The organism is Paraliomyxa miuraensis, from assembly GCF_026337845.1.
Classification (GTDB): Bacteria; Myxococcota_A; Polyangia; order Nannocystales; family Nannocystaceae; genus Paraliomyxa; species Paraliomyxa miuraensis.
In genome coordinates, this window is sequence record NZ_JAOVZF010000155.1 from 261,145 (window position 1) to 284,653 (window position 23,509).

11 protein-coding genes are annotated in these 23,509 nt (G+C 72.0%); 1 reads left to right on the forward strand and 10 read right to left on the reverse strand.

All coding sequences use genetic code 11. From position 1 onward, the window contains the following. The coding region (locus OEB96_RS24920; RefSeq protein ID WP_266219216.1) for a PilZ domain-containing protein at positions 1-1,259 on the forward strand (1,259 nt) is incomplete at its 5' end. Between the two features lie 72 nt (positions 1,260-1,331). Here OEB96_RS24920 and OEB96_RS24925 read toward each other — a convergent pair. The 10 genes from OEB96_RS24925 to OEB96_RS24970 form a co-directional block, all read right to left on the reverse strand. Further along, entirely contained in the window at positions 1,332-1,799 is a 468-nt protein-coding gene (locus tag OEB96_RS24925; protein WP_266219217.1) for a WGR domain-containing protein, read from the reverse strand. After that, complete coding sequence (locus OEB96_RS24930) at positions 1,796-3,148, reverse strand: reverse transcriptase family protein (RefSeq protein ID WP_266219218.1); 1,353 nt, start codon at positions 3,146-3,148, stop codon at positions 1,796-1,798. Before OEB96_RS24930 ends, OEB96_RS24925 begins: the two co-directional genes overlap by 4 nt. Before the next feature lie 571 nt (positions 3,149-3,719). Further along, positions 3,720-5,543 (reverse strand): hypothetical protein, encoded by a 1,824-nt coding sequence (locus OEB96_RS24935; protein ID WP_266219219.1) that lies wholly within the window; start codon positions 5,541-5,543, stop codon positions 3,720-3,722. 42 nt (positions 5,544-5,585) lie between these two features. Further along, the gene (locus tag OEB96_RS24940; protein WP_266219220.1) at positions 5,586-12,269 is read right to left on the reverse strand and encodes a HEAT repeat domain-containing protein; all 6,684 of its coding nucleotides are present in this window, start codon (positions 12,267-12,269) and stop codon (positions 5,586-5,588) included. Between the two features lie 22 nt (positions 12,270-12,291). After that, positions 12,292-15,114 carry a hypothetical protein gene (locus OEB96_RS24945; protein ID WP_266219221.1) on the reverse strand — a complete coding sequence of 941 codons (2,823 nt, stop codon included), beginning with the start codon at positions 15,112-15,114 and terminating at the stop codon, positions 12,292-12,294. Between the two features lie 142 nt (positions 15,115-15,256). Beyond that, positions 15,257-16,345, reverse strand: coding sequence for a sigma-54 factor interaction domain-containing protein (locus tag OEB96_RS24950; RefSeq protein ID WP_266219222.1), 1,089 nt, complete (start codon positions 16,343-16,345; stop codon positions 15,257-15,259). Positions 16,346-16,697: 352 nt separating this feature from the next. Further along, positions 16,698-18,263, reverse strand: coding sequence for an ATP-binding protein (locus OEB96_RS24955; protein WP_266219223.1), 1,566 nt, complete (start codon positions 18,261-18,263; stop codon positions 16,698-16,700). 228 nt (positions 18,264-18,491) lie between these two features. After that, positions 18,492-19,862, reverse strand: a complete 1,371-nt coding sequence (locus tag OEB96_RS24960; RefSeq protein WP_266219224.1) for a tetratricopeptide repeat protein — start codon at positions 19,860-19,862, stop codon at positions 18,492-18,494. Between the two features lie 136 nt (positions 19,863-19,998). Next, complete coding sequence (locus OEB96_RS24965) at positions 19,999-20,484, reverse strand: hypothetical protein (protein ID WP_266219225.1); 486 nt, start codon at positions 20,482-20,484, stop codon at positions 19,999-20,001. Positions 20,485-20,593: 109 nt separating this feature from the next. Continuing rightward, positions 20,594-23,473 carry a serine/threonine-protein kinase gene (locus OEB96_RS24970; RefSeq protein WP_266219226.1) on the reverse strand — a complete coding sequence of 960 codons (2,880 nt, stop codon included), beginning with the start codon at positions 23,471-23,473 and terminating at the stop codon, positions 20,594-20,596. Between the last annotated feature and the right edge of the window lie 36 nt (positions 23,474-23,509).

Here is a 23,509-nt window from a genome sequence, read left to right on the forward strand (position 1 = left end):
AGCCGGTGTCGATGCCCGAGCCGGTGTCGATGCCCGAGCGCGCGGCGGGGTCCGACCGTCGTCAGGCCGAGCGATACTCGCTGAGCGAGCCCGCGGTGGTCGACGTGGGGAGCTGGTCGGAGCTGGTGACGCTCTACACCAAGGACATCAGCTTCGGCGGGATGTTCGTGTGTACGCAGACGCCACCCGAGCGCGATGTGGCGGTGGCGGTGCGGTTGCTGCTACCCGACGGCGCCGGGGTGCTCGATTTCGAGGGGACGGTGGTCCACACGGTCTCGGCCGAAGAAGCGCGCCTGTCCGGACGTACTCCGGGCTTCGGTCTGCAGTTCTCCGGCATGACTCCGGAGCGGCGCAAGGCACTGCAGCGGCTCGTCGAGCAGGCCGAGGCGCTGTCGCAGCGACCGAGTGTCGAGGGACCCTCGATGCACGAGCTGGGGCTGGTCCATGCTCCCGATGATGGAGGCCTGCGGCTGTCGCTGACCGAGGCGGAGGTGCAGCAGATGCACGAGCTCCGAGCCGAGCTGGCCACCTTGATGGCGAGCAGCGATCTCGAGGTGCTGGGGCTACAGGACGGGGCGGACGATCTCGAGGCGCTGCAGAGTGCGTTCGAGCGGCTGTCGCGGCGCTGGCACCCGAGCCTGACCCCGCGCGACGCACCGGACGAGATTCGCCACCTGGTCTCGGAGATCTACCTGCGGATCGAGCGATCGTACCGGCGGCTGCGAGGAGTGTCGCGCGTGCGGCAGCAGCGGCGCGAGGACGTTGGCGCGCGGGCCCGGGAGGTGCACCCACCCGCCCCGCCTTCGGCGAGCGCGATGCGAGGGCCAGCGGCTCCGCCCCGACGCGAGCCCGCAGCGCCGCCGGCCGAGGCGGAGGGCTCGCCGCCGGGTCGGGCCCACGCCGCACGGCGCCAGCTCGACAGCGTGATCGAGCGCAGCGAGCAGCTCGCGTCGCAGCTCAAGCGGCGCGATCCCAATGCCGACGTGCGCCGCAGCGAGCACCGCGGGCTGGTGAACGAGGGAATGAAGCTGCTGTCGCAGAAGCGCTACGCCGACGCGGCGCAGAAGCTCGAGCAGGCGCTGGAGCAGAAGCCCGATGCGCGGCTGCAGATCCTGCTGATGATCGTGCAGGCCCGCCAGGCGGTGACCGAGCGCGACTTGCCGCTGGCCCGGGAGCGCTACGAAGCGGTGCTGCAGCTCGATCCCAACAACGAGGTGGCCAAGCGCGAGCTGCTGATGATCGCGGCCGTGAACCGCTGAGGGCGGTCGGTCCGCTGCGAAGCCTCGCGACGCCTCGCCAAGCCTCGCGACGCCTCGCCAAGCGAGCGCCGCTCAGCCCTCGCGCCAGCCGTCGTCGCGCAGGGCCTTGCGGGCGCGGTCGAGCGCGGCGGCGGCGGCCTCGTCGCCGGCGAAGCGCTCGGCGACCTCGGTCTTGAGCACCCCGCCCTCGACCATCAGGCGCGCCTCGATCGTGCGGCCGCCCGAGGTGAACGAGAGCGTGGCGGCCTTGTCGAGCTCCTTGGCGGGGACCACCGAGAGCACGGGGGCGGCCGCCGCTGTCGAGCTCGCCGCGACCGCATCGCCTGCGTCCGCGTAGCCCTTGCGTCGCTTGGAGCCGGCGACCTTGTCGAGCTCGGCGCGGGCCTTGTCGTCGGTGCCCAGCTCCTTGACCTGCGTCTGGCCGGTGGTGCCGATGCGACCGTAGTTGACGTAGAGGGTTCCGCCCTCCACGCGCGCACGCCAGAATTTCTTGGAGCCGCCCTCCACGAGCTGAAGGCTGACTTCCCAGGTGTCGCTCACGTCGGGCCTCCTTCGGGGGTGGGGGAAGCGTCGCGCAGCCCTGCGACCTGCTCGAGCAGGGGCCGGCCATGAGACGGATCGGTCATGTAGACATAGGCGGCGTAGCCCTGCAGGCGGTCGAGCGACTCGGGGCCGGACTTGCCGCGCGCTCGGTTGTGCAGGGCGGCCCGCAGCAGGCGTCGCAGCTTGCGGGGCACGCGGGCGGCGGGGATCGTGGCGGTCTCGACGGCATTGACGACCAGGCCCGTGACCTTCTGGCGCCGACCCGATCGCATGATGCGGGTCTTGTTCGGGTGCACGCCAAAGCCCTCGGCGGTGACGATCGCACCCACGCGGTGCAGCAGCTTGCCGACCGGTGCTTCCGCTCCGGAATTGGCAGGCGTCTCGTGCCAGGAGAACGTGAGGTCGTCCGCGTAGCGCGAGTAGCGAAAGCCGAGCTTGTGGGCCAGGCCCTGCATGCGGCGATCGAGCCGCAGGCACAGCGCGTTGGTGATCGAGGGACTGGTGGGCGCACCCTGGGGCAGCGAGCGCGGGCCCAGGGCCACGTAGCTCGGCTTGCCGCGCAGCTCGACCACCTCGCGCGGGGCCTCGGTGCACAGCATCGAGAGCACGGTGGCCACCTGCTCGCCATAGCCCGCCTTGCGAAACAGGCCCTTGACGCGCGGCTGGGTGACGGAGGGGTAGAAGTCCTTGAGGTCGAGCTTGATCACCACCGTGGCGCCGGCATGGACGGTGGCGTTGCTCACGGTGCTGCGCCCGGGGACGAAGCCATGGGCCGCGCCGTGCACGGGCAGGTGCTCGGTGATGTTGCGCGCGATCCAGTGCTGGGCGGCCTTGAGCTGGGGCTTGGGCGCGCTGATGAGGCGCAGGCCACCGTCGCGCTTGGGCACGTGCCAGCGGTGGTAGTGGGTGCCGCTGTCGACCTCGCGATGGAACACCAGCCAGCGCAGGCGAGGGATCGACAGGCCCAGCGCCTCGGCCAGGGCGCCCGTGTTGGGCAGCTTGGGCAGCGCGTTGTCCTGGCGGCGTGCCTCGGGGTCGGCGATGTCGAAGCGATCGACGTCGGGGGTGTCGTGATAGAAGATGCCCGCACCCACGTGGACCAGGTGGTTGCGGCGGAACTCGGACCACGCATGCTGGCGCAGGATCCGGCGGACGCGACGCTCCTCCTCGCGGCGTGCCTTGTACTTCTTGCGCTCGCGGTCCGAGAGGCTCGAGGTGTCCGTGCCCTCGTCCCACAGACCACGGGCGCGCAGCTCGGCCACCACCCACGCATCGATGCCTCCCGCCTCGGCGATCGTGGGCCAGGGGTCGAGGGCTCGTTCCGAAGGCGGGGCCGCGTCGGTCATCGGGGCACGACAAGGAGAAGAGACGAAGGAGCGAAGGGAGCGGGCCGGGCGAGGTCTCCGGGCAGGACCTCGAGCCGGCGAAGAGAGGGAACCAAGACGCTACTACTCGACACGGGACACGGTAGGCTCACCGGTTTGTGGTACGGAGGGGGTGCTAGCGACTGGGTTGAACGACGGCTGCGTGGTTGGTCCAGATAACCCGGTCGCTAGCACCCCCTCCGTACCAGACAAACCACGAACAGCCTACCTTGTGGAGCAATGCAGTGATGTTGGTCCGGGGTGGCGCAGCGCCACCCGTGTGCACGAGGCACGTGGCTAACGAACTCGGTTCCCTCTCCCCGCGACTCGCGGTGTGGTCACGCTATCGATCCTCTGCGGTGGTGTCAACGATCGACGGGCGGTGCGAGGAACGAAAACCCGAGCAACGAGCCTCGCGATGGGCTCGTCCGAACGAGTGTTCACCACGTCGAAATCGGCATGCGCCCACGAGCGACTGGCTGCGACCCGGTGGGAGCGCATCGATCGTGGGCGTGCCGACGGGTTGGGCACGAAGGGAGAAATGGCAGTGAGGTTAGTCGGCTGCGCTGGCGTCGATGAACCCCTTGTAGGAGAGCTTCTCCAGCCGGCCGAAGTACTCGGTGCTGGCCTCCTCGGGGGTGGAGAACAGCAGCCTCTGCATGCGCATGCGATCGGGGTGGGGACCCCAGCGCACGGTCACCTGGCGGTGGTCGAGGCTGACGCGGAAGGTGAGCGAACCGGTGCGGTCGCGGCGGACGAAGGTGCGGGTCTCGGCCCGGATGAGGCGCCGACCTTCCTCGGTGTTGCGGGCCCGCTCGAGCTCGGCGCGCTGCCGGGCGTAGAGCAGTCGCAGCGCCATCATGGGCACGGTGGGGCCCTCGCGCAGGCCGCTGCGGCGGAACTGCGGGCTGGTGCACGAGGCGTCGACGGTGCGGCCCTCTCGATCGAGGGTGAACGACGTCTTGTAGCTGCGGTGCGCCTGCGGGTCGTCGACCTCGCCCTCGATCTTGGTGCCCTCCGAGCCGAGGTCGTGGACCCTGGTCAGGCGCACTGCATCCTTGCCGTCCGTGCGGCTGGCGAGCAGGCGGTGGGCCTCGGCCTCGCGGGCGTCGCGAAAGCGCAGCGCCTCGGGATCGGGCGGCACCGACAGCAGCGGGCGGTGCACGTAGCGGCCGTGGGCCACGTCGTGCATCACGATGCCGCGCTGGATGTGGTGCAGCAGCGCCGGTCGCAGCTCGGTGGTGGCGCGCCCGGTCTCGGTGGCCAGCTCGGCCAGGGTCCGCGGGCCCTGCTGCAGCAGCGACAGCGCCTTGCGGGCCAGCACCTCGTCGACCTCGCCCGCGTCGAGCAGATCGAAGGTCGCGATGCCGGCCCAGCCCGCGTCGGTCCAGCCCGAGAGCGCGAGGGTGAGCTCGGCGTCGCCGAGGTCGATGACGTAGTAGGCGGGCAGGCCGGGGCCCACCAGGTGGATGCGAACGCTGCGAGCGTGCGGGAGCAGACGCGCCAGCACCGAGAGCCGGTTGCGACCCCAGGTGCGCACGACCATCGGCATGGCGCCCTCGTAGACGGCTCCGGTGGACTCGATCACCACCTCCCAGGGCTCGAGCACCAGGCGCGGCCGCTCGCCGGGGACCAGCTCGTAGCGCAGGGCCCGGGGGGGCTTGCGGGCTCGTCGCTGGCGCAGCGTGAGCAGCACGTTGTAGAGGTCGACGGGGGCGAGTTCGAAGCTCCGTAGGGGCAGGGTCGAGGCCGACTGCACCTGGCCGAACGCACGGATCCAGCGCAGCGGCACGAGGAATCGCTGCTCGTCACCCTCGCCGGCGGCGGTGGGGGACAGCTCGAGCGTGGAGCTCCGGTACGAGCGCAGGCGACCGAGCGCGGCCAGCAGCGCGGGGGGCAGGCGCACGTACGAGGTGCCCGCGCGCAGCTCGCTGGCCCGGTAGGCCTGGTCGGCCTTCATCCACAGGCGGGCGTAGGCCGACTCGTCGGCCGAGAACACCTCGATCGACAGGCCGCGCTCGTCGACGCTCAGCACCGGGTCGAGCGGGGACTCTTCCTGCGCGGCCTCGCCGTACTTGGAGCGCAAGAAGTCGCGCTGGGCGTTCCACACCTCCTGGGTGACGCGCTTGCCCTGCGCGAGCAGGTAGGCGAGGTAGTCGGCGCGGCTGCGGGGGCGAAAGCGCAGATCGCTGGTGAGGATCTCGCCCATCGTCAGCAAGGCGTCGCGTGCGACTCCGGGGCGCGAGAGCTCTGCCACCAAGGCACACTCGGCGCGGATGCCATCGGTGGGAATGCGTAGGCGGAAGGCATCGCCCTCGGCCACGGGGTCGGTGGCGGGGGCGTAGCGAACGCGGACCTCGGCGGCTTGGCTCGTCATCGTGATCTCGTGCGCGTGAGCGTGTGGGAGGTGGTCAGAGGGTCATCCTCGGGCGGAAGCGTGGGCGCGGGCGCGGGCCTGGGCTCGCTGCAGACGGCGCAGGGACCTGAATGCGGCCTTGCGAACCTCCTCGGGCTCGTCCTTGCGGCCGAGGATGCCCTCGAGGGTCTGGCGTGCCGTGTCGCCTCCGAGGCGACCGAGGCTGCCGATGGCGGTGAGGCGGCCCGGGCCCTTGCCCGAGGTCTGGGCCAGCGCGCCCAGCTCTTGCACCTTGCGCAGACCGAGCGCGGTGGGCAGCACCACCACGCGCGCGGCATCGGAGGCGAGCAGGTCGTTGGCCGAGCGGTCGAGCGCGGCCTGGGCCACCGGGGCGATCGCGGCCGCGTCGGCCACGGTCTGGGCGGTGAGCAGCGCGGCGGCCTGATCGGGCGCGCGGGCGGACACGAGCTGGGCGGCGGCTCGGCGCACGCCCGCATCGGGATCGGAGAGCGCGGCCTGGGCTCGGGCCACGTCGCTCGGATCGCCGTGGTCGGCAAGCAGGCGCAGCGCCTCTCGACGCACGTGGGCGGGAGCCTCGGTCTGGTCCACGGCCGTGCGCGCAGCGGTCAGCCCGGCCGCCTCGCCGAGCCGACGCGCGGCCCACAGGCTCGCGCGCCAGGCCGAGGCGAGCTCGGACAGCCGCGTGCGGGTCTCGGCGTCCTTGCCCAGGGCGGCGCGCTTGGTCTTCACCCAGGCGTCGGCGCTGAGGGTGGCGGCCCGATCCACGGCGGGGGCGAGCGCCGGCTGACCGCTCGCGCCCGCGATCCAGGCCGCATCGGCCCGGGCCGCCGTGGTGTCGGCGGTGAGCAGCGAGGTCACCGACGCCTGGGGGCACTCGCCGCGTCGCACCAGCCCTCGCCGCAGGCGACGGCGTACGTCGGCGTCGTCGATCTCGCCCATGCGGGCGACCAGGGTCACCGGATCGCCGTGGCTGGCCAGGAAGCTCGCCGCGGGGGCCGAGACGTCGGAGTGTCGGCTGCGCAGCGCCAGCAGGTTGGTGCGGGTGGGCTCGTCGGCGAACAGCTTGGACAGAGCGGTGACCGCCTCGCGGCGCACCGGCGAGGCGTCGTCGTCGAGCGCATCCGCGAGCACGGCCTCGGCCGCACCATCGCGCAGCTCGCCCAGCTCGCGGATCGCATGCTGGCGGACCGAGGCATCCTCGAAGCGATCGGCCACCGCCGCCTCGAGCACGCTGCGGCTGCGGGGGTCGCCCGCATGACGCAGGCCCGTGAGCGCTCGGGTGCGCAGGTTGGATGCACCCTCGCGGGCCATCCGCTCCACGAGCGCCCGCACGCGCCGGTGCTCCTCTTCATCATTCGCCCCCGAGGCGCCCGAGACGAGCCACGGCAGCATGCGGCCGAGCGCCTCGATCGCGGTGGGGGCGAGGGCTCGATCCTCGTCGGTGATCTCGGCGTCGGGATCGAGCAGCGGCTCGAGCTCCTCGAGCGCCCGCCGATCGCCGAGCGTGCCCAGCGAGAGGATGGCGCGCTCGCGCTCGGGCTGCTCGCCCGCCTTGAGCACCAGCAGCAGCGCCTGGAACGCCTCGGGGCGCCGCTTGCCGGCCAGGCCGGCCGCAGCCGGGAGCACCAGCTCGCGTCGACCCTCGCGCAGGGCCAGGGCCAGGGCCTCGAGCGAGGCTCCGGGCACGTGCTCGGCGCGGAACGCCAGGGCCTCGCACGCGGCCACGCGGATGTCGGGCTCGCGATCCTCGAGCAGCGTGGCCAGCAAGGGCTCGGCCCCGGCATCGTCCACGTCGCGCAGGACCGCCACCGCGCGGCGGCGCAGCTCGGGGTCGGTGCTCTGCGTGGCATGGCCGAGGTAGCCCAGCACGCGCGTGTCGTCGTGGCGCGCGCGCGTGCCCCCGCGGGGCAGGCGGCGCGGGCCCTCGGTGGGATGGCGCGCCAGGGTGACGAGCGCATCGAAGGCGCGGGTGCGGATCGGCCCTTGCTCGTCGCCGAGCAGCGTGAGCAGCACCGCTTGCCCGGCCACGTGTCCGATGCGCGACAGCCCGTCGATCAGCGCGAAGCGATCGGCATTCTTGTCGGGGTCGTCCTCGATGCGCGCGGCCACGGCCAGCGCCGCGGCCTCGCCCGCGCGCCGGGCCGAGTCGCCGTCGGTACGCGCGTGGGACAGGGCCACCAGCGCCTGCAGGGCGCGCTGGGACACGCGGGCGTCCTCGCGGCGAAGGAACGCGGCCAGCACGTCGACCGTGCGGGCCTCGCCGCGGGCGGCGAGGGCCTCGGCGGCGCGCAGGCGCAGATCCTCGTGATCGCTCTCGAGCGCGCGCCGCAGGGCCTCGTCGACCCGCGGGTCGCTCGAGTCGACGAGGCGGTCGACCACCGAGAGCCGCACGTCGGTGTGTCGGCTGCCCAGGGCAACGAGCCACGGCTCGAGGCTTCCGCCGTCGAACAGGCGCTGGATCATGGTGACCGCGTAGCTGCGGACCTCGGCGTTGGGAGCATCGACCGCGTGCAGGGCGAGCTGGCGCGCGTCGGCGTTGCCCTTGCCGGCCATGGCGACCAGCTCGTCCACCGCACCGCGACCCACGTCGGCGGCCTGCGACTGCAGGGCCAGGCCCAGCGGGGTGGTGTCGCCGGTGTCGTAGAGCCCCTGCAGGGTGGTGAGGGCCGCCTTGCGGACCAGGTGGTGGGGATCGGAGAGCGCTCGTCGCAGCACCGGGAGCACCGCGGCGCGACCGACCTCGGGGCGCAGGGCCAGCGCGCCGAGGCGAGCCAGCGCATCGCGGCGCACGCGGTGCGTCTCGTCGGACTCGCCGCGCGTGGGCGCCTGACGGACCAGACCCACGTAGGTGCCGAACACCAGCGAGTCGATCGCGGCGCGGTCGACCGGTGCATCGTGGGCGGGCGGAGCCGCCTGCGGCCGCGGTCCGCCCACGAACCGCAGGATCTCCAGCACGCGCTCGGTGAGGGTGCCCGTCTGCTCGTCGCGGACCTGCTCGAGCAGCCGGCGGATCCACCCGCGCTTGCGCGGCTGCGGACGCTCGTCCTCCCAGTTGGTGGCCGGGGCGTCGGGCTTGGCGGCGATGGTCGGCGCGCGCAGCCGCTGTAGCTCGCGCCAGAACCCCTCGGGCTGCGGGCGCAGCGACAGCACGCGCGCCGCTGCGTAGCGCTGCGCCGGGTCGTCGCTGGCCAGCACCGAGACCAGCACGTTGAGCAGCGGCCCTCGCTCGGCCTCGGCCGGCCACTTCTTCATGTCGGCGGCACGCTCGGGCTTGGGGGGGCCCACCAGCTCCTGCGCCAGGGGACCCATGGCCTCGGTGGCCTCGCGGGCCTCCAGCGCGTGCGCGGCCGCGAGGCGGATCTCGGGGCGCGACGAGGCGATGGCGGCCAGCAGCAGATCGGGCGGGAGCCCGGCGCGGGCCAGGGCCAGATCGCGGGCCACGACCACCGCGAACACCAGGTCCTGGATCTCGCGATCGCCGTCCTCGAGGCCCTGCAGGATCCCGCGGATGCCGTCGGGGCCCAGCGCCACGAAGCTGAGGATCGCGCCCAGGCGGATGGGCCGATGCGGGTGCTTGAGGGTGCCCGCGAGCACGGGCACGGCTCGCGCGTCGCCCATGCGGGCCAGGCCCTCGGCCACCCAGCTGCGCACCGGCAGATCGGGATGCGACAGCGCGTTGACCAGCGGGCGCTCCTTGCCGGGGACCACCGCCCCGGCCAGGCCGCGCGCGCCCATCTCTCGCACGATCGGATCGGCGTCGTCGAGCAGCGTCACGTAGTCGGCGATCGCCTCCGCATCGCCCACGTCGGCCATGGCTCGGGCCGCGCGCTGGCGCAGCGCATCGGGCGGACGGTTGATGTCACCGGCGGGCAGCGCCAAGAGGGCGCGCATGGGTCCGATCGCTCGATCGTCGCGACGCTTGCCGCACAGCTCGGCCGCCCGCACGCGCAGGCCCCAGAACTTGCTGCCGAACGCCACCGCGAAGCTCTGCTGATCCTTGGGCACGAGGTGATCGAGCGCCTCGATCGCCGCCAGGTGCACCTCGGATGCCTCGTCGTCGAGCAGCTCGACCAGGCGCACCCGCAGCGCCTGGGCGCTGCCCTTCTTGGCGCCACCGCAGCCGGCGGCGCGTACGGCCGGTCGCGGCGAGCCCAGGGCCAGCCGGTGGATCTCGTCGTCGCCCTCGAACTTCTTCTTGCGGTCCTTGTCGTTCTTGCTGTCGACGAGCGCCTGGTAGGCCGCCAGACCCACCGCAGCCACCGCATCGGAGACCAGCTCGCGCAGCAGCTCGTCGGCCCACGCGTCGCGCTGGCGATCGAGCTCGCCCACCACGCGCTCGCGGATGTCGGCGTGGCGCGACTGCGATGCCCGGCGCAGGACGGTCTGCGGCGACTTCTCGTGCCAGGCCCACAGGGTGCGGAACGCCTCGCCGCGCACGCCCTGGTCCTCGTCGTCGAGCGCATGGCCCAGCAGCACGTCGGCCTGCTCGCGGATCTTGTCGCCACCGCTGCCCGGCTTGAGCTTGACCAGGAGCTGCAGCGCGCGGCTGCGGACGTCGGCGTGGCCGCCCCCGAGCGCGGTGGCGGCCAGGGCCACCGCCCCGGGCTCGCCGTCGGGCTCGGCCAGGGTGCGCAGGGCATCGTAGGCCGCCGCGCGCACCGAGTCGTCGGGATCGTCGAGCAGCCACCGCAGCCGCGTGCGCAGGCGCTCGTCGCCGGCCATCACCGTGGCCGTGGCCACCAGCGCCGAGACGACCTCGCGGCGCACCGAGGCATCGGCCTCGCGCGACAGCTGCAACAGCGCCCCCGTGGCCCGCGGGTCGCCCAGCATGCCCAGGCCTCGCGCCCCTCGCAGGGCCGTGTCGGCGCTGCGGCACACCAGGGCGGCGAACAGCGGGGCGCGAGTGTTCTCGTCGAGCCCTGCGGCACTCGCCGCCGCGGCCGGAGCCAGCGGTCCGCCCTCCTCGAGCTTGCCCATGGCCGCGTGGGTCTGCGCATCCACGCTGCGCAGCGCGGTGCTCAGCGCCGGGCGTCCCGCGACCGCGACCAGGAACGCCACGCGTCGCACCTCGGCGTCCTCGTCGTCGAGCGCCTCTTCGAGCAGTGCGTAGCCTTCTCCATCACGACCATGACCGCGTCGGCCCAGCCGCAAGAGCGCGGTTGCACGGATGTCGGCGGGGCCTCGGCCCAGCGCCACGCGAACCGGCTCGAGCGAGCCCGCGGGCTCGAGCGCCTCGAGGGCATCGAGCGCGGCGTGCCGCACCTTGGCGTCGCCGTCGCGAAGGCGATCGGCGATCATCGCGGGGACCATCGGCGAGACGTCGCGCAGCCGGGGCAGCCGCGAGAGCGCCTCGATGCGCATGTCGACGTGGCGCGAGCCCAGGGCCGCTCGCGCCGGAGCCAGGGGAGCGTCGGCCTCGAGCGTGGTGAGGGCCGCCAGCGCGGCGTGCCGCACGTCCTTGTGGCCGTCGTCGAGGGCGACCCGCAGGGCCGGGCGGCTGCGGCGGCGGCCCGAGCGGCCGATGATCTTGGCGGCGAGCGTGCGGACCTCGGGCTTGTCGTCCTTGGCCAGCGCTTGGTCGAGCATCCGCCGCGCGTCGTCCTCGGGCAGCCCCTCGAGGGCCTCGAGCGCGGCCTCGCGGGCCTTGGGCGCCCGCGCGCCCAGCTCCTCCCGCAGCCCCGCGAAGCGGCTGTCGAGGCGATCGATCTCGTCTCCCATGTCGCTCTGGAGATCGAGCGTGAGCACCGAGACTCGCCGGCGCTTGTCGGCGACCACGAGCAGCCCGCCGCGCTTGTCCGCCTTGGCGCGCGACGACGCCGGCAGCCACGTCAGCGCCCACAGCCCGGCCTTGCCCACCTCGACCGCCTTGGGCTTGCGCTTGGAGTCGAGCTGCCACGACTTGAGCTGGCCGTCCTCGGAGATCGAGAACAGCCGTCGCGGCAGCTCCTGGCCGTTGTCGTCGTGGAGCCGGGCCCCCAGCGCGATGCCGCGGACCGGGCCCATGTGCCCGGCGTCGCCCGAGCGGTTCTCCTCGTCGACGGCGCCGTCGAGGTAGTAGAGGCGGATCGAGCCGTCGCCGGCACCCGCCGCCACGCGGCCATCGTCGGTGGCCACCAGGGCGAACACTCCGCCCTCGGCGCCCGGCATGTCGCGGAGCTCGGCCGTGGCCAGCTCCGCCGACAGGGGCAGCGCTCGCAGGGTGCCGTCGTCGCCCGCGGCCACCACCCGGCGTCCACCGGGCTCGATGGTCACCGCGCGCAGCGGTCGGGCGCTGATCTTGCGGCTGCCTCGCGGCGCCAGCGAGGGCGTGGCCGATTCCACCACCAGCTCGAACGCCGCCACGTGTCCGTCCTCGGTCACCGCCACCAGCCGCTGGCCGGCGTCGTCGCGGGCCAGCGCGGTGATCGGGGCCCGCAGCGTCGAGGACGGCAGCGTGGGCGCCGAGAACCGCAGCGTGGCCGTCTCGCCGCTCACCTCGATGCCGTAGAGGCTTCCGTTGGTCCCGCCCGCGATCAGCAGATCGTCGGCCAGGAAGCACAGCGCGGTGACGGCCGAGTCGAGCTCGATCGAGGCTTGCTCGGTGAGCTTGCCCGCCGACATCACGTGGACGAAGGAGGAATCGACCGCTTCGGCGTCGCGGAATCCGGCGTAGGCGAACAGGCGGCCGGACAGCGAGCCGCTCACGGCCCGAACGCGCTCGACGTGGGAACAGAGCTTGCGAGTCATGAGAACGCTCCGAGCGAGGTCATCAAAGCGCGACGGCGCCGAGGCGAGGACGGCGGCTGGGCTTGAGCGGGATCGAGGACGTCGGCAGGTCGACGACGAGCCCGGGGTGGGCGTGGCGAAGGGTGGCGAGGGCGGCGATGCAGCCGTGGCGCTCGCCCTTGCCCTCGGAGTGCGCGAACGCCTCGAGGACGGGCAGCGCCAGCTCGGCGAACGCACGGTCCTCGAGCCCGAAGTCGCGGATCACCGCGACCAGCCGGGCCTTGGCCACCGAGGCGGGCAGGGGGCGATCGGGCAGCTCGTCGCCCTGGGAGTGCTCGCGACGCTCCATGCGACCCGGTGGCAGCCCGAACATCACCGTGCGCAGGAACTCGCGCAGGGCCTCGGTGGTGTCGAAGCGACGGGAGGCCGCGACCTCGGCCGGATCGGGCCGCGGCTGCCCCTTGGGCGTGGACACGTACGCGCCCGGCCGGTGCTTCTCCCACAAGAGGCGCACCGCGAACAATCGCACCTCGCGGTCGGGGCTCTCCATCAGCCACGCCAGGCGCCGTGCGCCGCCCACCTGGTCGTAGCACCGGCGGATCAGCGTCAGCCCCACCTCGCGCGTGGCCTTGTGGCTGGCCTCGGCGAGCATGAACACCTCGTCGGGCAGCAGCCAGTCCGCCGGGGGGCCGTCGTAGTCGGCATCGGCAGCGGCGTCCTGGGCATGCCCGAGCTTGAGCAGCACGAGGTTGGCGGCGGCTCGAGCCTCGCGGTGGCGGCTGTGCGCCAGGCGATAGGGCAGCACGCGATCGCCCCAGCGCACGAGCTCGTGCTTGGCGATGTCTTGCGCCAGCTTGCGCACGTCGGCGCGCCCGTCGTCGAACAGCGGGCGTACGCGCGCCAGCGCGTAGTCCCCGTGCGACAGCCGGGGCTTGATGCCGAAGTCCTTGGCCTCCTGCATGGTGGCCCCCTGGGTGGGGTGGTGCACCCGCAGGTACGTGCCGGCGAACGTTCGCACCGTCTCGGGCTCGTCGGGGCCTGCGGCGAGGCCCCACAGCTTGTCCAATCCCGAGCCCCCGCCCTCGGTCGCCTTGAAGTCCGACGGCGAGAAGTGCTCGAGCATGTAGCGGTGGGCGAAGCGGTGCAGGCTCTCGTCGGCCTGCCGCACCATCGCCAGCAGCCACGGCAGCCCCACGCGGGTCGGCTTGCAGAGCTTGGGGTTGCCCAGCACCGCGAGCGCCATGGCCCGCAGCCGCGGACGCATCACCAGGCCCTTGACCCAGTCCACGTCGAGCGCATCGCCCTTGAGCATGCCGCCCTGCAGCCATCGGCCCACCCAGTCGGTGTAGCGGCGATCGAGCAGCGCCTGCTTGATCCAGTCGATGCCGATGTCCTGGCCCGAGTAGCTGCCCAGCGTGCGCAGCACCTCCGACTCCTTCCAGCGCGGCAATCGCTTGTCCTCGAGCAGGGTGAGCCAGTGGCGGGCGGGGATCTTCTTCTTGGCGTCCTCGTAGAGCTTGGTGACCAGCTTTTGCTGGTTGCGGTTGCCGGTCCACAGCACGATGAACGACTCGGCATCGATGTCGTCGGGCCCGAAGCTCGCCTTGAGCTTCTTCTCCGCCATCTTGGCCGTCTCGCTGGCCCCGAGCAGCCGCACCAGCGCCGGCAGCCCCAGCGTCTTGGCGTCCTTGGGCTCGAGGCGCTCGGCCGCCAGCTTGCGCACGTCCGCGGCGCCCTCGGTGGCCAGCGTCACCAGCAGGTCGACCGGCAGCTCGGGGACGTGCGCACGGACGTACTCCACCGCGTACTTGCGGGCATCGTCGCTGTCACTGCGCAGCAGCGACAGCGCCAGCTCGTGCAGCCCCAGGCTCGCGAGCTTGGACGGGTGGAAGCGCGGGTCGTCGCGCAGCAGCTTGGTCACGAAGTCGTGCACCGAGGCCAGCGGCTTTTGGCCCAGCCGAGCGAGCCACGCCGGCTCCACCGCGCGCAGGCGCTCGGGGAAGTCCGTGGTGATGCAGCGGATCGCGAACTGACAGATCTCGTTGTTGTCCGCGTCCTCGAGCAATCGCAGCAGCGGATCCGGCGAGCGCTTCCACGCGTCGGGGTACGCCCGCTTCTTGAGGTCGGTGGGCGGTCGGCCCAGGCCCCCGCGTCCCTGGCCCTTGAGCAGCTCGTGCCCCCAGATGTGCCCCACCACCCACGCGCTCCAGAAGTTGAAGTCACGGGGGTAGCGGCGCAGGATCTGGACCGCGAACTGCGGATAGGCCTCGGGCACCGCACGGCCGAGCTCTCGCAGGAACCGCCACGCCCGGCGCTGCATATAGAGGAAGGTGCCGGGCGAGATCTCCCCCGCGCGGGTGGGGGTCTGCCCCATCGCATCCAGGCGCCAGGCCAGCACCCCGAACATCGAGGCGTCGTGGCGCTCCTCGGCCAGCTTGAAGATCCGCTTGAGCGCCTGCCACAGGCCCCAGCCCACGCGGGCGCGCGCGAAGATCTCCTCGAGCGCCGCGCGGCCGGGCTCGTCGCCTTGCTCGTAGATCTCGGCCAGCAATGTGCCGAGGCGCAAGCGGGGAGGCGGGTGGGGCGACGCCATCAGCGCGTCCCATGACGCGCGCCGGATCGAGCGCTGCTCGTCCGCGGTCTTGTACGCCAGCCGTCCGGTCCCGATCGTGCTCTTGAGGCGCGAGAGCGTCCACGCGTCGCGGGGCTGGGCGGGCACCGAGGCGCTGGGGTCGGCATCTTCGTCGCGATCCTCGGGCGGATCGGGTTGGTCCATGTAGCGGATGACCAGTGAGGCCAGCTGAGGGTCGCGCAGCGCGGCTGCTCGCTCGATGTCCGTCCAGTTGACCTCCCGATCGCTTGCCATGCTCGCCCCTCGTGCCGCGAATCGCGAGCCGTCATGGCTCGCGGAGCGGCGATCGTCGTCAAGGGGCGGCGAGAACGCAACCAAAAGATCGGGCGGGTCGGTTGCAACGAGCGTGGGCGAGACTACGGGGTTTGTGGGAGGCTCACGATCCGGTCAGCAGCACCCGGATCCACGGGAGCTCCGGAGCCACGCGGCGTCGGAACTCCTCCATGCGCGTGGTGAGCTCGGGATTCTGGCCGATGTTCCGCGGCCCGAGCCCGAGCTTCTTGAGGCGCAGGTACACCGCCTGCACGGTTCGCTCGGTGCGCTGGGCCAGCTCCTTGACGTCCTCGCACTGCGCGGCGATCCCGAGGAACACGAGGCTGTCGAGGTCCTTGGAGACGCGTGCACTCGCGAGCGAAGGCTCCGCCCGCTCTTGCCGCGCCGGGCCGGCTCGTCTCGACCGCTCTCCCAGGACCTCGGCGAACAGCTCCTCGCGCGGTCGATCGGGGGTCCACAGCACCATGAGGCGCTCGACGAGGTTCCGAAGCTCGCGCGCGCCGCCGTTCCACTCGCGGCCCGCACAGTGCTCGGCCACGGTGGCGACGTCGTCGTCCTCGAGGTCGATGCCATGATGAGCCGCCAGCTGGATCGCGAGCGAGCGAGCGATGGCCTTCACATCGACGGGCTCGAGCCTGGGAATGCGAATCGTGATGACGCTCAGCCGGTAGTAGAGATCCTCGCGAAACGCGTCACTTCCCACGCTGATGTCGCGGTTGGTCGCGGAGATGATGCGAACGTCGGCGCGCCGCTCGGTGGTGCTGCCCACGGGCCAGTACGTCCCCTGGGCGAGGAAGCGCAGCAGCTTGGCCTGGTTGTCGAGGGACAGCTCGCCCACCTCGTCGAGGAAGAGCGTCCCCCTGTCGGCGAGCTCGACGAGCCCGGGCTTGTCGGACGTTGCGCCGGTGAACGAGCCGCGCATGTGACCGAAGAACGTGCTCTCGAACAGCGCGGAAGAGACGGCGGCGCAGTTGACCGCGACGAATCGCTTGGTCGCACGATCCCCGTGGCGATGGATGTCCTCGGCGAGCACCTCCTTTCCCACGCCGGTGGGCCCCATGATGAGCACGGGGCAGCGATGGGAGGCCACCCGGCGGGCCAAGCCGAGCGCATGCCTTCGCGCCGGAGTCCGTGCATCGAAGCCGTGTGCGGAGCTCTCCCGCAGCGATCCATCGCTTGTGGTGGTGACCATGACGTCACTCTCCGCCAGCGTGCTCTGCTCGCCGACCTTCTCGTTCACCCTGCCTCCGTGCCATGAGTGCACCGAGAGCCGAGCTTGGCTGCGCCGCTCGCCGAAATTCCTTCGGCCTCGGTCGACCCCCGGGATTCGCCCTCGATGCCGCTCCGGCGCGTTTCCGCACCCGACCGCATGATCGTGCGCTCGATCGCCGCCGACCACCTCGCGGCGCTCGGAACTCCACGACGGCTCGGCGGAAGACCTGGGCCAGACGCCCAGCCGCGGCATGCGAAGGCACCGCACGCGATCCTTGCCGTCCACGAACACGCGGATCGGCAGCACCGCTTGGGCCCTTGGCCGTCCCCCGTCAGCACCCGACCACGTGCACCCGCTTGCCGCGGTGCTCGACCTCGCGGGTGGTCAGCCGCTCGTCCCAGCTTTGGGTTGGGCTCGCCGAGGAGCGAAGGTCGAACATCACCAGCCAGCCTTCGTCGAGCCCCAGGTGCTCGAGGTAGCGAGTGACCTGATCCAGGGCTCGCTCCTCGGTGACCAAGCCGCGTCGCAGCTTGACCTCGATTGCATACCGTCGGCCTCGCCACTCGATCATCAGATCCAGCGCCCCGCGCCCGAGCCCGTACTCGCGCTCGATCCTTCCGCCACCGTTGATCACGCGTTGCAGGAAGGCCATGAGCATCAGGTGCGGTCCGGCCTCGCGGTAGCGAAAGCCTTCGGCGGCCAGGTGCCCATCCTCCCGCCAGAACACCTGCCAGTCGGCCATCAGCTTGGGCATGTCCAGAGCGCCGTCGGGCCGCACGTACCAGGCGGGCTGGTTGGTGATCTGCAACTGCTGGTTGTAGGTGAGCGCGCGCGGGAGCACCTCGGCGTAGACCGGGTTGGCGATCTCGTACTGCCCTGCTCGCGGTCGTATCAGGCCCAGGCCCACGACGTAGGCGAAGTCGTCGTCGAGGACGTCGAGGGAGGCGCGGTCGCCCACGAGCATCGGTGCGAGCACGCGCCGTGCTCGATCCTCGCGAAGCCGCGCCACCAGCGAGTCGATGTGGGTGCGGCGCTCGAGGATGATGGTCTCCTTGGCCGCTTCGACGTGCTCGGCGGTGATCTCGACGGTGCGATCCTTGACGTCGCGGCGGACGATCTGATCGGCGAGCGCATTGGTCAGCCACGGGTGCCCGCAGCCGAGGTGCCAGATCCTGGCCACCGCCTCGGCACCGAACCGCTGCCCGGTGGCCGTGGTGTGCTGCTGCAGCAACTCACCCACCTCCGCCTCGGAGAATTGCCCGAGCGTGGTGGCCTCGGCGGTGATGTTGAACGGCGAGGTGGTCCCCAGCCACGAAAGCGCCCTGCGGTCTTCCTCGCGCAGCGCGTAGTCCCGCACCTGTCGCTGGCCCACCAGCACCACGCTGGCCGGGAACGGGAGCTCCTCGCGGCTGATGTAGCCCTGCCGCAGCTGGGTGAGGAAGGAGACCATGGCCTCCCCGACCAAGCCGTCGACCTCGTCGAAGAGCACCAGCAGCGGTCGTGGAGCCCGAGCGGCCAGGTCGTGCAGGTAGCGGCGGATGCAGCTACGCGGAGGCTCGAGCGCGCGTGCGGGGCCGGAGGGTAGGGCCAGGCCAGGCAGGTCGCGCCCGACAGCGAGATCGAGGTCGTCGAGCACCAGCTCGAACGCTCGGGCCGGATCGGGCAGCTCGCGGGCATCCTGGATGTCGACCCACAGCGCACAGAAGCGATCGCCGGCGTTGTAGTGCTTGACCAGCCAGCGCGCGCTGGTGGTCTTGCCGGTCTGTCGTCCCGCGTGGAGGGTGAAGAAGCGCCGGCTCTCGATGAGCTGCTGCACGTCCTCGAGCCGGCGCTCGGGCGGCAGCATGTAGTGCTCGCCGCGGATGCACGGGCCGGAGGTGTTGAAGTACGGGAGCATCGGGAGGAGCGCCAGCGCCCGCGTTACGGGTGGCCCTGCAGGACGCGTGAAGGCGAGCGAAGGATAGCACCGGCCGCTCGGGCGCATCCCCGGTGGCATCTGCGCAAGTGCCGCTCAGTCATACGAGAAAGCCTCGAGGAGTCGTCAGGGCGAGGCGCGTTCGACGTGCGGTGTGATCAGAGGACGAGCGAGATCGACGCGCGCAATCCCGACCGAGGCCCGGGCGCGCTACGAACCCTGCGTGGCCTGGGCCGCCTTGGCGCGTCGCTCGACCTCGAGGAGTCGCTGGCGCTCCTCCTCTTGCAGCCGCGCCGCTTCGGCCTCCGCCGCCTCCACGTCCGCCTGCAGCTTGGCCATGTCCTTGACGTCCTCGAGGAAGCGGTCGATCCCCGCGATCCTCATGCGAGCGTCCGCGACCTCCTGGGGATGCGCCTTGGCGGCCTCGGACACGAAGCGCTCGAAGAACCGTCGCGCGTCGAGGTACGCCGTGTCGTCGAATTTCCGCGGGTCGGGGTCCTGCGGGGCCGAGGGGGCGATGTGCTCGTGGTAGAGCAGCCCCAGGTTGTAGAGCGCGCGGGGATCGGCGCCATCGAGATCACGGGTGCGCAGCAGCGTCTTCTTGGCGTCGCCGTAGCGACGCAGCCCCCGCTGGGCGACGCCCAGGCCCAGCCACGCGGTCACGTTGCGCTCGTAGTCGCGATCACCGAGCGCGCGCGTCAGGCTCTCTTCGGCCGTTGCATAGTCGCGAAAGCGCAGCGCGATCATGGCGACGTTGAGGTGGGCCTCGGCGTGGTCGGGTTCGAGCTCCGTGGCCTTGCGAAACGCCCGCAGGGCCGCGACCTGATCGTGGTCCTCCATGAGCAAGAGCCCGTGCAGGTTGTAGAGCTCGGCGCTGCTGTGGCCGTGTTCCTCGAGCACGCGAGTCGCCTGGGTCACCACCAGCTTGGCCAACAAGAGGTAGGAGCGCTCGTGCAGGCGCCCGCGGTCGTAGTAGAGCCGCGCCAGGTTCTCGTGCGAGACGGGGTTGTCGGAGTCCACCGCCAGCGCATTGCGCAGCGCCAGCTCGGCCTTGGCGAAGTCGTCCGCGGACCCGCTTTGGAGGTAGCGCTCGCGCACCGCGGCGGCTTGGTTGTTGCGGGCCTCGGGTGAAGAAGGATCGGCCCTGACCGCGCGCTCGAACGAGTCGGCCGCGGCGGCTCGGTCGCCCGCGGCCCACTGCAGCACGCCCAGGTTGTTGTGGGCACCCGCGTGCTCGGGGGCGACGGCCAGGGTCTGGCGATAGGCGGCCTTGGCCTCGTCGACGTTGCCGCAGCGCTCCCACACCACCCCGGCGTCGAACAGGCCCTGGGCCGTGCTCGGGTGGGCGGGATCATGGGTGGCACGGAACGCCGCGGTGACCTCGGCGCACTCGCGAGGATCGAGCTTGCCGTCGGCCTCGGCCTTCGCGAGCAGGGCGGCGGCCCGCTCCAGCTCGGCCTCGACGGCAACGACGTCGATGGGCGGCGGCTCGGGGGGGTGCGTGAGAGGCGGGTTGATGACACGGGTGCAGGCGGCCAGGCCAAGGCCCAGCAGCGCACCTCCACGGAGGATCCACGGCATCGGGGCTGCCCTTGCTCTCGACCTGACGGCGAGGGCCACGACCGGAGCAACGGGATGCACCGATCGGGCCTTCGCCGCCCGTCGAGGTTCGAGGAAGGATGCCGGGTTCTACGGGCGAGGCGGGTCGAGGTTCCCGCTACTCGGCCGCGAGCTCGTCCTCGACCTCGACCTCGAGGCCGAGCTCCCCGTCGGCCTCCATCTGCTCGAGGACGCGGGCGACCAGCTCGCCGCTCAGCGGGTTGCCGAGTCCCAGCTCCGCCGGGGCCCCGCAGACCTCGTCACAGGCGGGCTCGTCGACCTCGTCGAAGTTCACGTCGCAATCGCCCTTGATCTTGCGAGCGGCGGACAGGCACTTGCGGGCGGCGCCGCGGTCGTAGTCGGTGCAGCTCTCGACGAACTGGTCGCGCAGGGTCTGTCCGTCGAATTCCATGTCGAGCAGCTGGTCGCGGCAGTCGTTGACCGACTCGAACATTCCTTGCTCCCACAGCTCCGGCTCGCACTTCTCGTAGTGTTGGCAGGCGATCTTCGTGCTCTTCTCGACGTAGGCATCGGGCGAGCCGGCGCCGCAGGCGGGCAGCAGGATCGAGGCGGACAGGCACAGCAGCAGGGCTTGGATCTTCATGGTGAGCTCCTTGGTGGGGGTCCTCCGAGCCTCGTGCGAGTCGAGCGCGAGCGGGCACCTCGCGCGAGGCCGGAGGGGCATTCAACCATGGATTGCGACCGCTCGCCCATCAGATCGCGTTGCGGGCCAGCCAGCGGTCGATTGCAGCCACGTCATCGGTGTTCTGGTCGGCGCGTAGTCGCTCGCGTGCCTGCTCGGCCAGGCGACGGGCGCGAGCGCGCTCGCCCGGAGGCAGGCAGCGGGCCAGGTCGAAGCGCGCGTACGCGAGCTCCTGTGGGTCGCCGCGTTCGAGGAGGGTGGTGGCGCGCTCGAGGAACTCGCAGGCTTGCTGGGTTTGCCCTTGCTCGAGCGCCACGGCGCCACGCCAGCGCAGCGCCAGACCGACCTCCGGGTGGTCGGGCGCATGGCCCCCCTCGATGAGCGCGGTCGCCTGGTCGATGATCTCGTTGGCGCGCTCGAAGTTGCCGGCTCGCAGCTCGATCGCCCCCAGCACGATCATGAGCACCCCCATGTCCTTGTGCTCGGATCCCAGGGCGGCACGTCCCAGCGCGATCGCATGCTCGGCTGCGACCCGTGCCTCGTCGAGGCGGCCCAGTGAGAATTCGAGATGAGCGCGATTGCCCCAGATCGTGTAGCCCACCGGGTGGTCCGACCCATACAGCGACTCGGCCAGCGCTCGTGCCTGCTCGAGATCGGCCCGGGCTTGCTCGGTTCGGTGCAGCGCGGTCAGGGCTTGCGAGCGGTTGGTCAGCAGGAGCAGCTCCTCGGGGCCCTCGGGTCGCACCGCCCGGATGATCGCGAGCGCCTGGTCGTAGTGCTTCAGTCCGGCGGAATAGTCGCCCCGGGCCGTGCTGAGGTTGCCCAGGTTCTGGTGGTAGTCGGCCTCGTCGGGATGCTCGGGGGGGCGCAGCCCGGCTCGGGCGGCCCGCGACGCTTCGAATTGGTCGCGCGCCGCCGCGTAGTCGGCCTCCATCATGGACAGCACCCCCAGGTTGTTCAGCACGTGCGCGCGCGGCTCGGCGCTGGCCACATCCTCGTGGAGGAGCGCGAGCGCCTGCTCGTAGTGGTGGCGCGCCGCCGGGAGGTCTCCCTGGCGGAAGCGGGTGGTGCCCATGCCCTGCTCGAACACGACCACCAAGCCGTCGGGGCGTCCCACCCTGGCGAGCGCGGCGCGGGCCGCCGGAGCCATCGTGACGGCATCGTCCGCGCGCCCCTGAAGATAGCCCACGAGGTACGGCACGTTGCTCCACGCGCGGGCGACCAGACGATCGTCGCGCCCCTCCGCGGCATCCTCGGCCGCGGTCAGCAGCAGCTGCTCGGCTTGCTTCAAGTGCCCGAGGTCCTCGTGCGCCGAGGATGCCAGGATCCGGGCGTGGCCGCGGGTGGGCGCGTGACCCAGCGCAACCGCCTGTTCCACCGCTCGGTCCACCTCGTCGATGACCTGGGCGGCACGGCCGGCGGTGATGCTGGCGTCGAGCGTCTCGAGCTGGTCGAGCAGCGCCTCCACCTGCTCGGCCTTCGCAGGATCCTCGGGCAACGGCACGGTATCGGTCAGGCGTCGCGTGTCCTCGCAGACGTCGATCGGGGTCAGCGAGCTCGCGACGTCGATGCTGTGGTCGAGCATGTCGCCGTCCACCTCGGCCAAGATCGCGAGGCGGGCATCGAGCTCGTGGAGACGGCGCTCGAGGCACGCACGACGCAGGTCGAACAGCGAGTCGCTCTGCTCGCCGCGCACGCGGGTGGCCTCGCATGCATCGAGCGCCGAGTCGCGCCAGCGAGTCGCGTAGCGCTCGAGCACCTCGGCGCTGCGGGCCCACACCGTCGGGGCGTGGTGCTGACCGGTGGCATCGAACGCGCGGCCGATCGCGGCGCGTCGCTCGGGTGTCCACACCCGGTCGAGCTCGGCTCCCGCCTCCGTACACGGAGGCGGCGCCGGGTCGGGTTGCGGCCGAAGCCCCAGCCCGACCGCGACCACGACCGCCCCTCCGCCCACGGTCACGATCGCCGCCCCGGCCACCCACCGCCGCCGTCGTCGGGCGGGGTCGTCGAGCAGTGCGGCCAGCAGCGCCTCCATGGAGGGCCAGCGAGCCTCCGGGGCTCGCGCCAGCCCCCGGAGCACGGCCCGACGCACGTGGGCCGGGACGGTGGTGTCGCTCGGCACCTCGCGCAGCGAGCCCTGGGTGACGGCCGAGGCGAGCTCGTACACGCTGTCGCCCCCGAAGGGATGCAAGTGGAACAGGGCCTCGTAGAGCGCCACGCAGAACCCGAACTGGTCGGTGCGCGCATCCACGCCGAGCTGGGCGTGCTGCTCCGGTGCCATGTAGGCCGGGGTTCCGACCAGCCCGATCGTCTGCGCCATGGACGATGCGCTGCGCTCGATCGCGCTGGTCTCGATCGAGCTCGCTCCGCTCGAGCCGAGCAGGGAAGGATCGCCCACGTGGGCCAGCCCGAAATCGGTGACCCGGGCGCGGCCGCTGCGATCGACGAGCACGTTGGCGGGCTTGAAGTCCCGATGCACCAGGCCCGCGGCGTGCGCCGCCGCGAGGCCCCGACCGGCGTCGGCGAAGATCCCGATCACCTCCGCCCACCCGCGGGGCTCGTCGGCCAGCCAGCGATCGAGCGAGGGCCCGTCGACGAACTCCATCGCGAGGAACACCTCGCCGTTGGTCGTGCCCACGTCGTGCACGGTGACCACGTTGGGATGGGAGAGCTTGGCCATGGCCTGCGCCTCGCGGAGCAGCCGCAGCGCGGCGCGCTCGTTGCTCGCTCCCTTGCCGCGGCTGCGCAGCACCTTCACCGCCACGCGTCGGTCGAGCTCGGGATCGTAGGCCGCATACACCAGGCCCATGCCCCCGCGACCGAGCAGCTCGAGCACGGTGTAGCGCCCCAGTCGGGCCCCCCGATCGAGGCCCGGGGCAGGCTCGTGACCGGCCGGTACGGACCCGTCAGTCTCGTCGCCGGCCAGGGTAGCCTCGCCCTCGTCGTACATCAGCGGCAATCCTACGCCCGGTCCGGCGCACCGGCC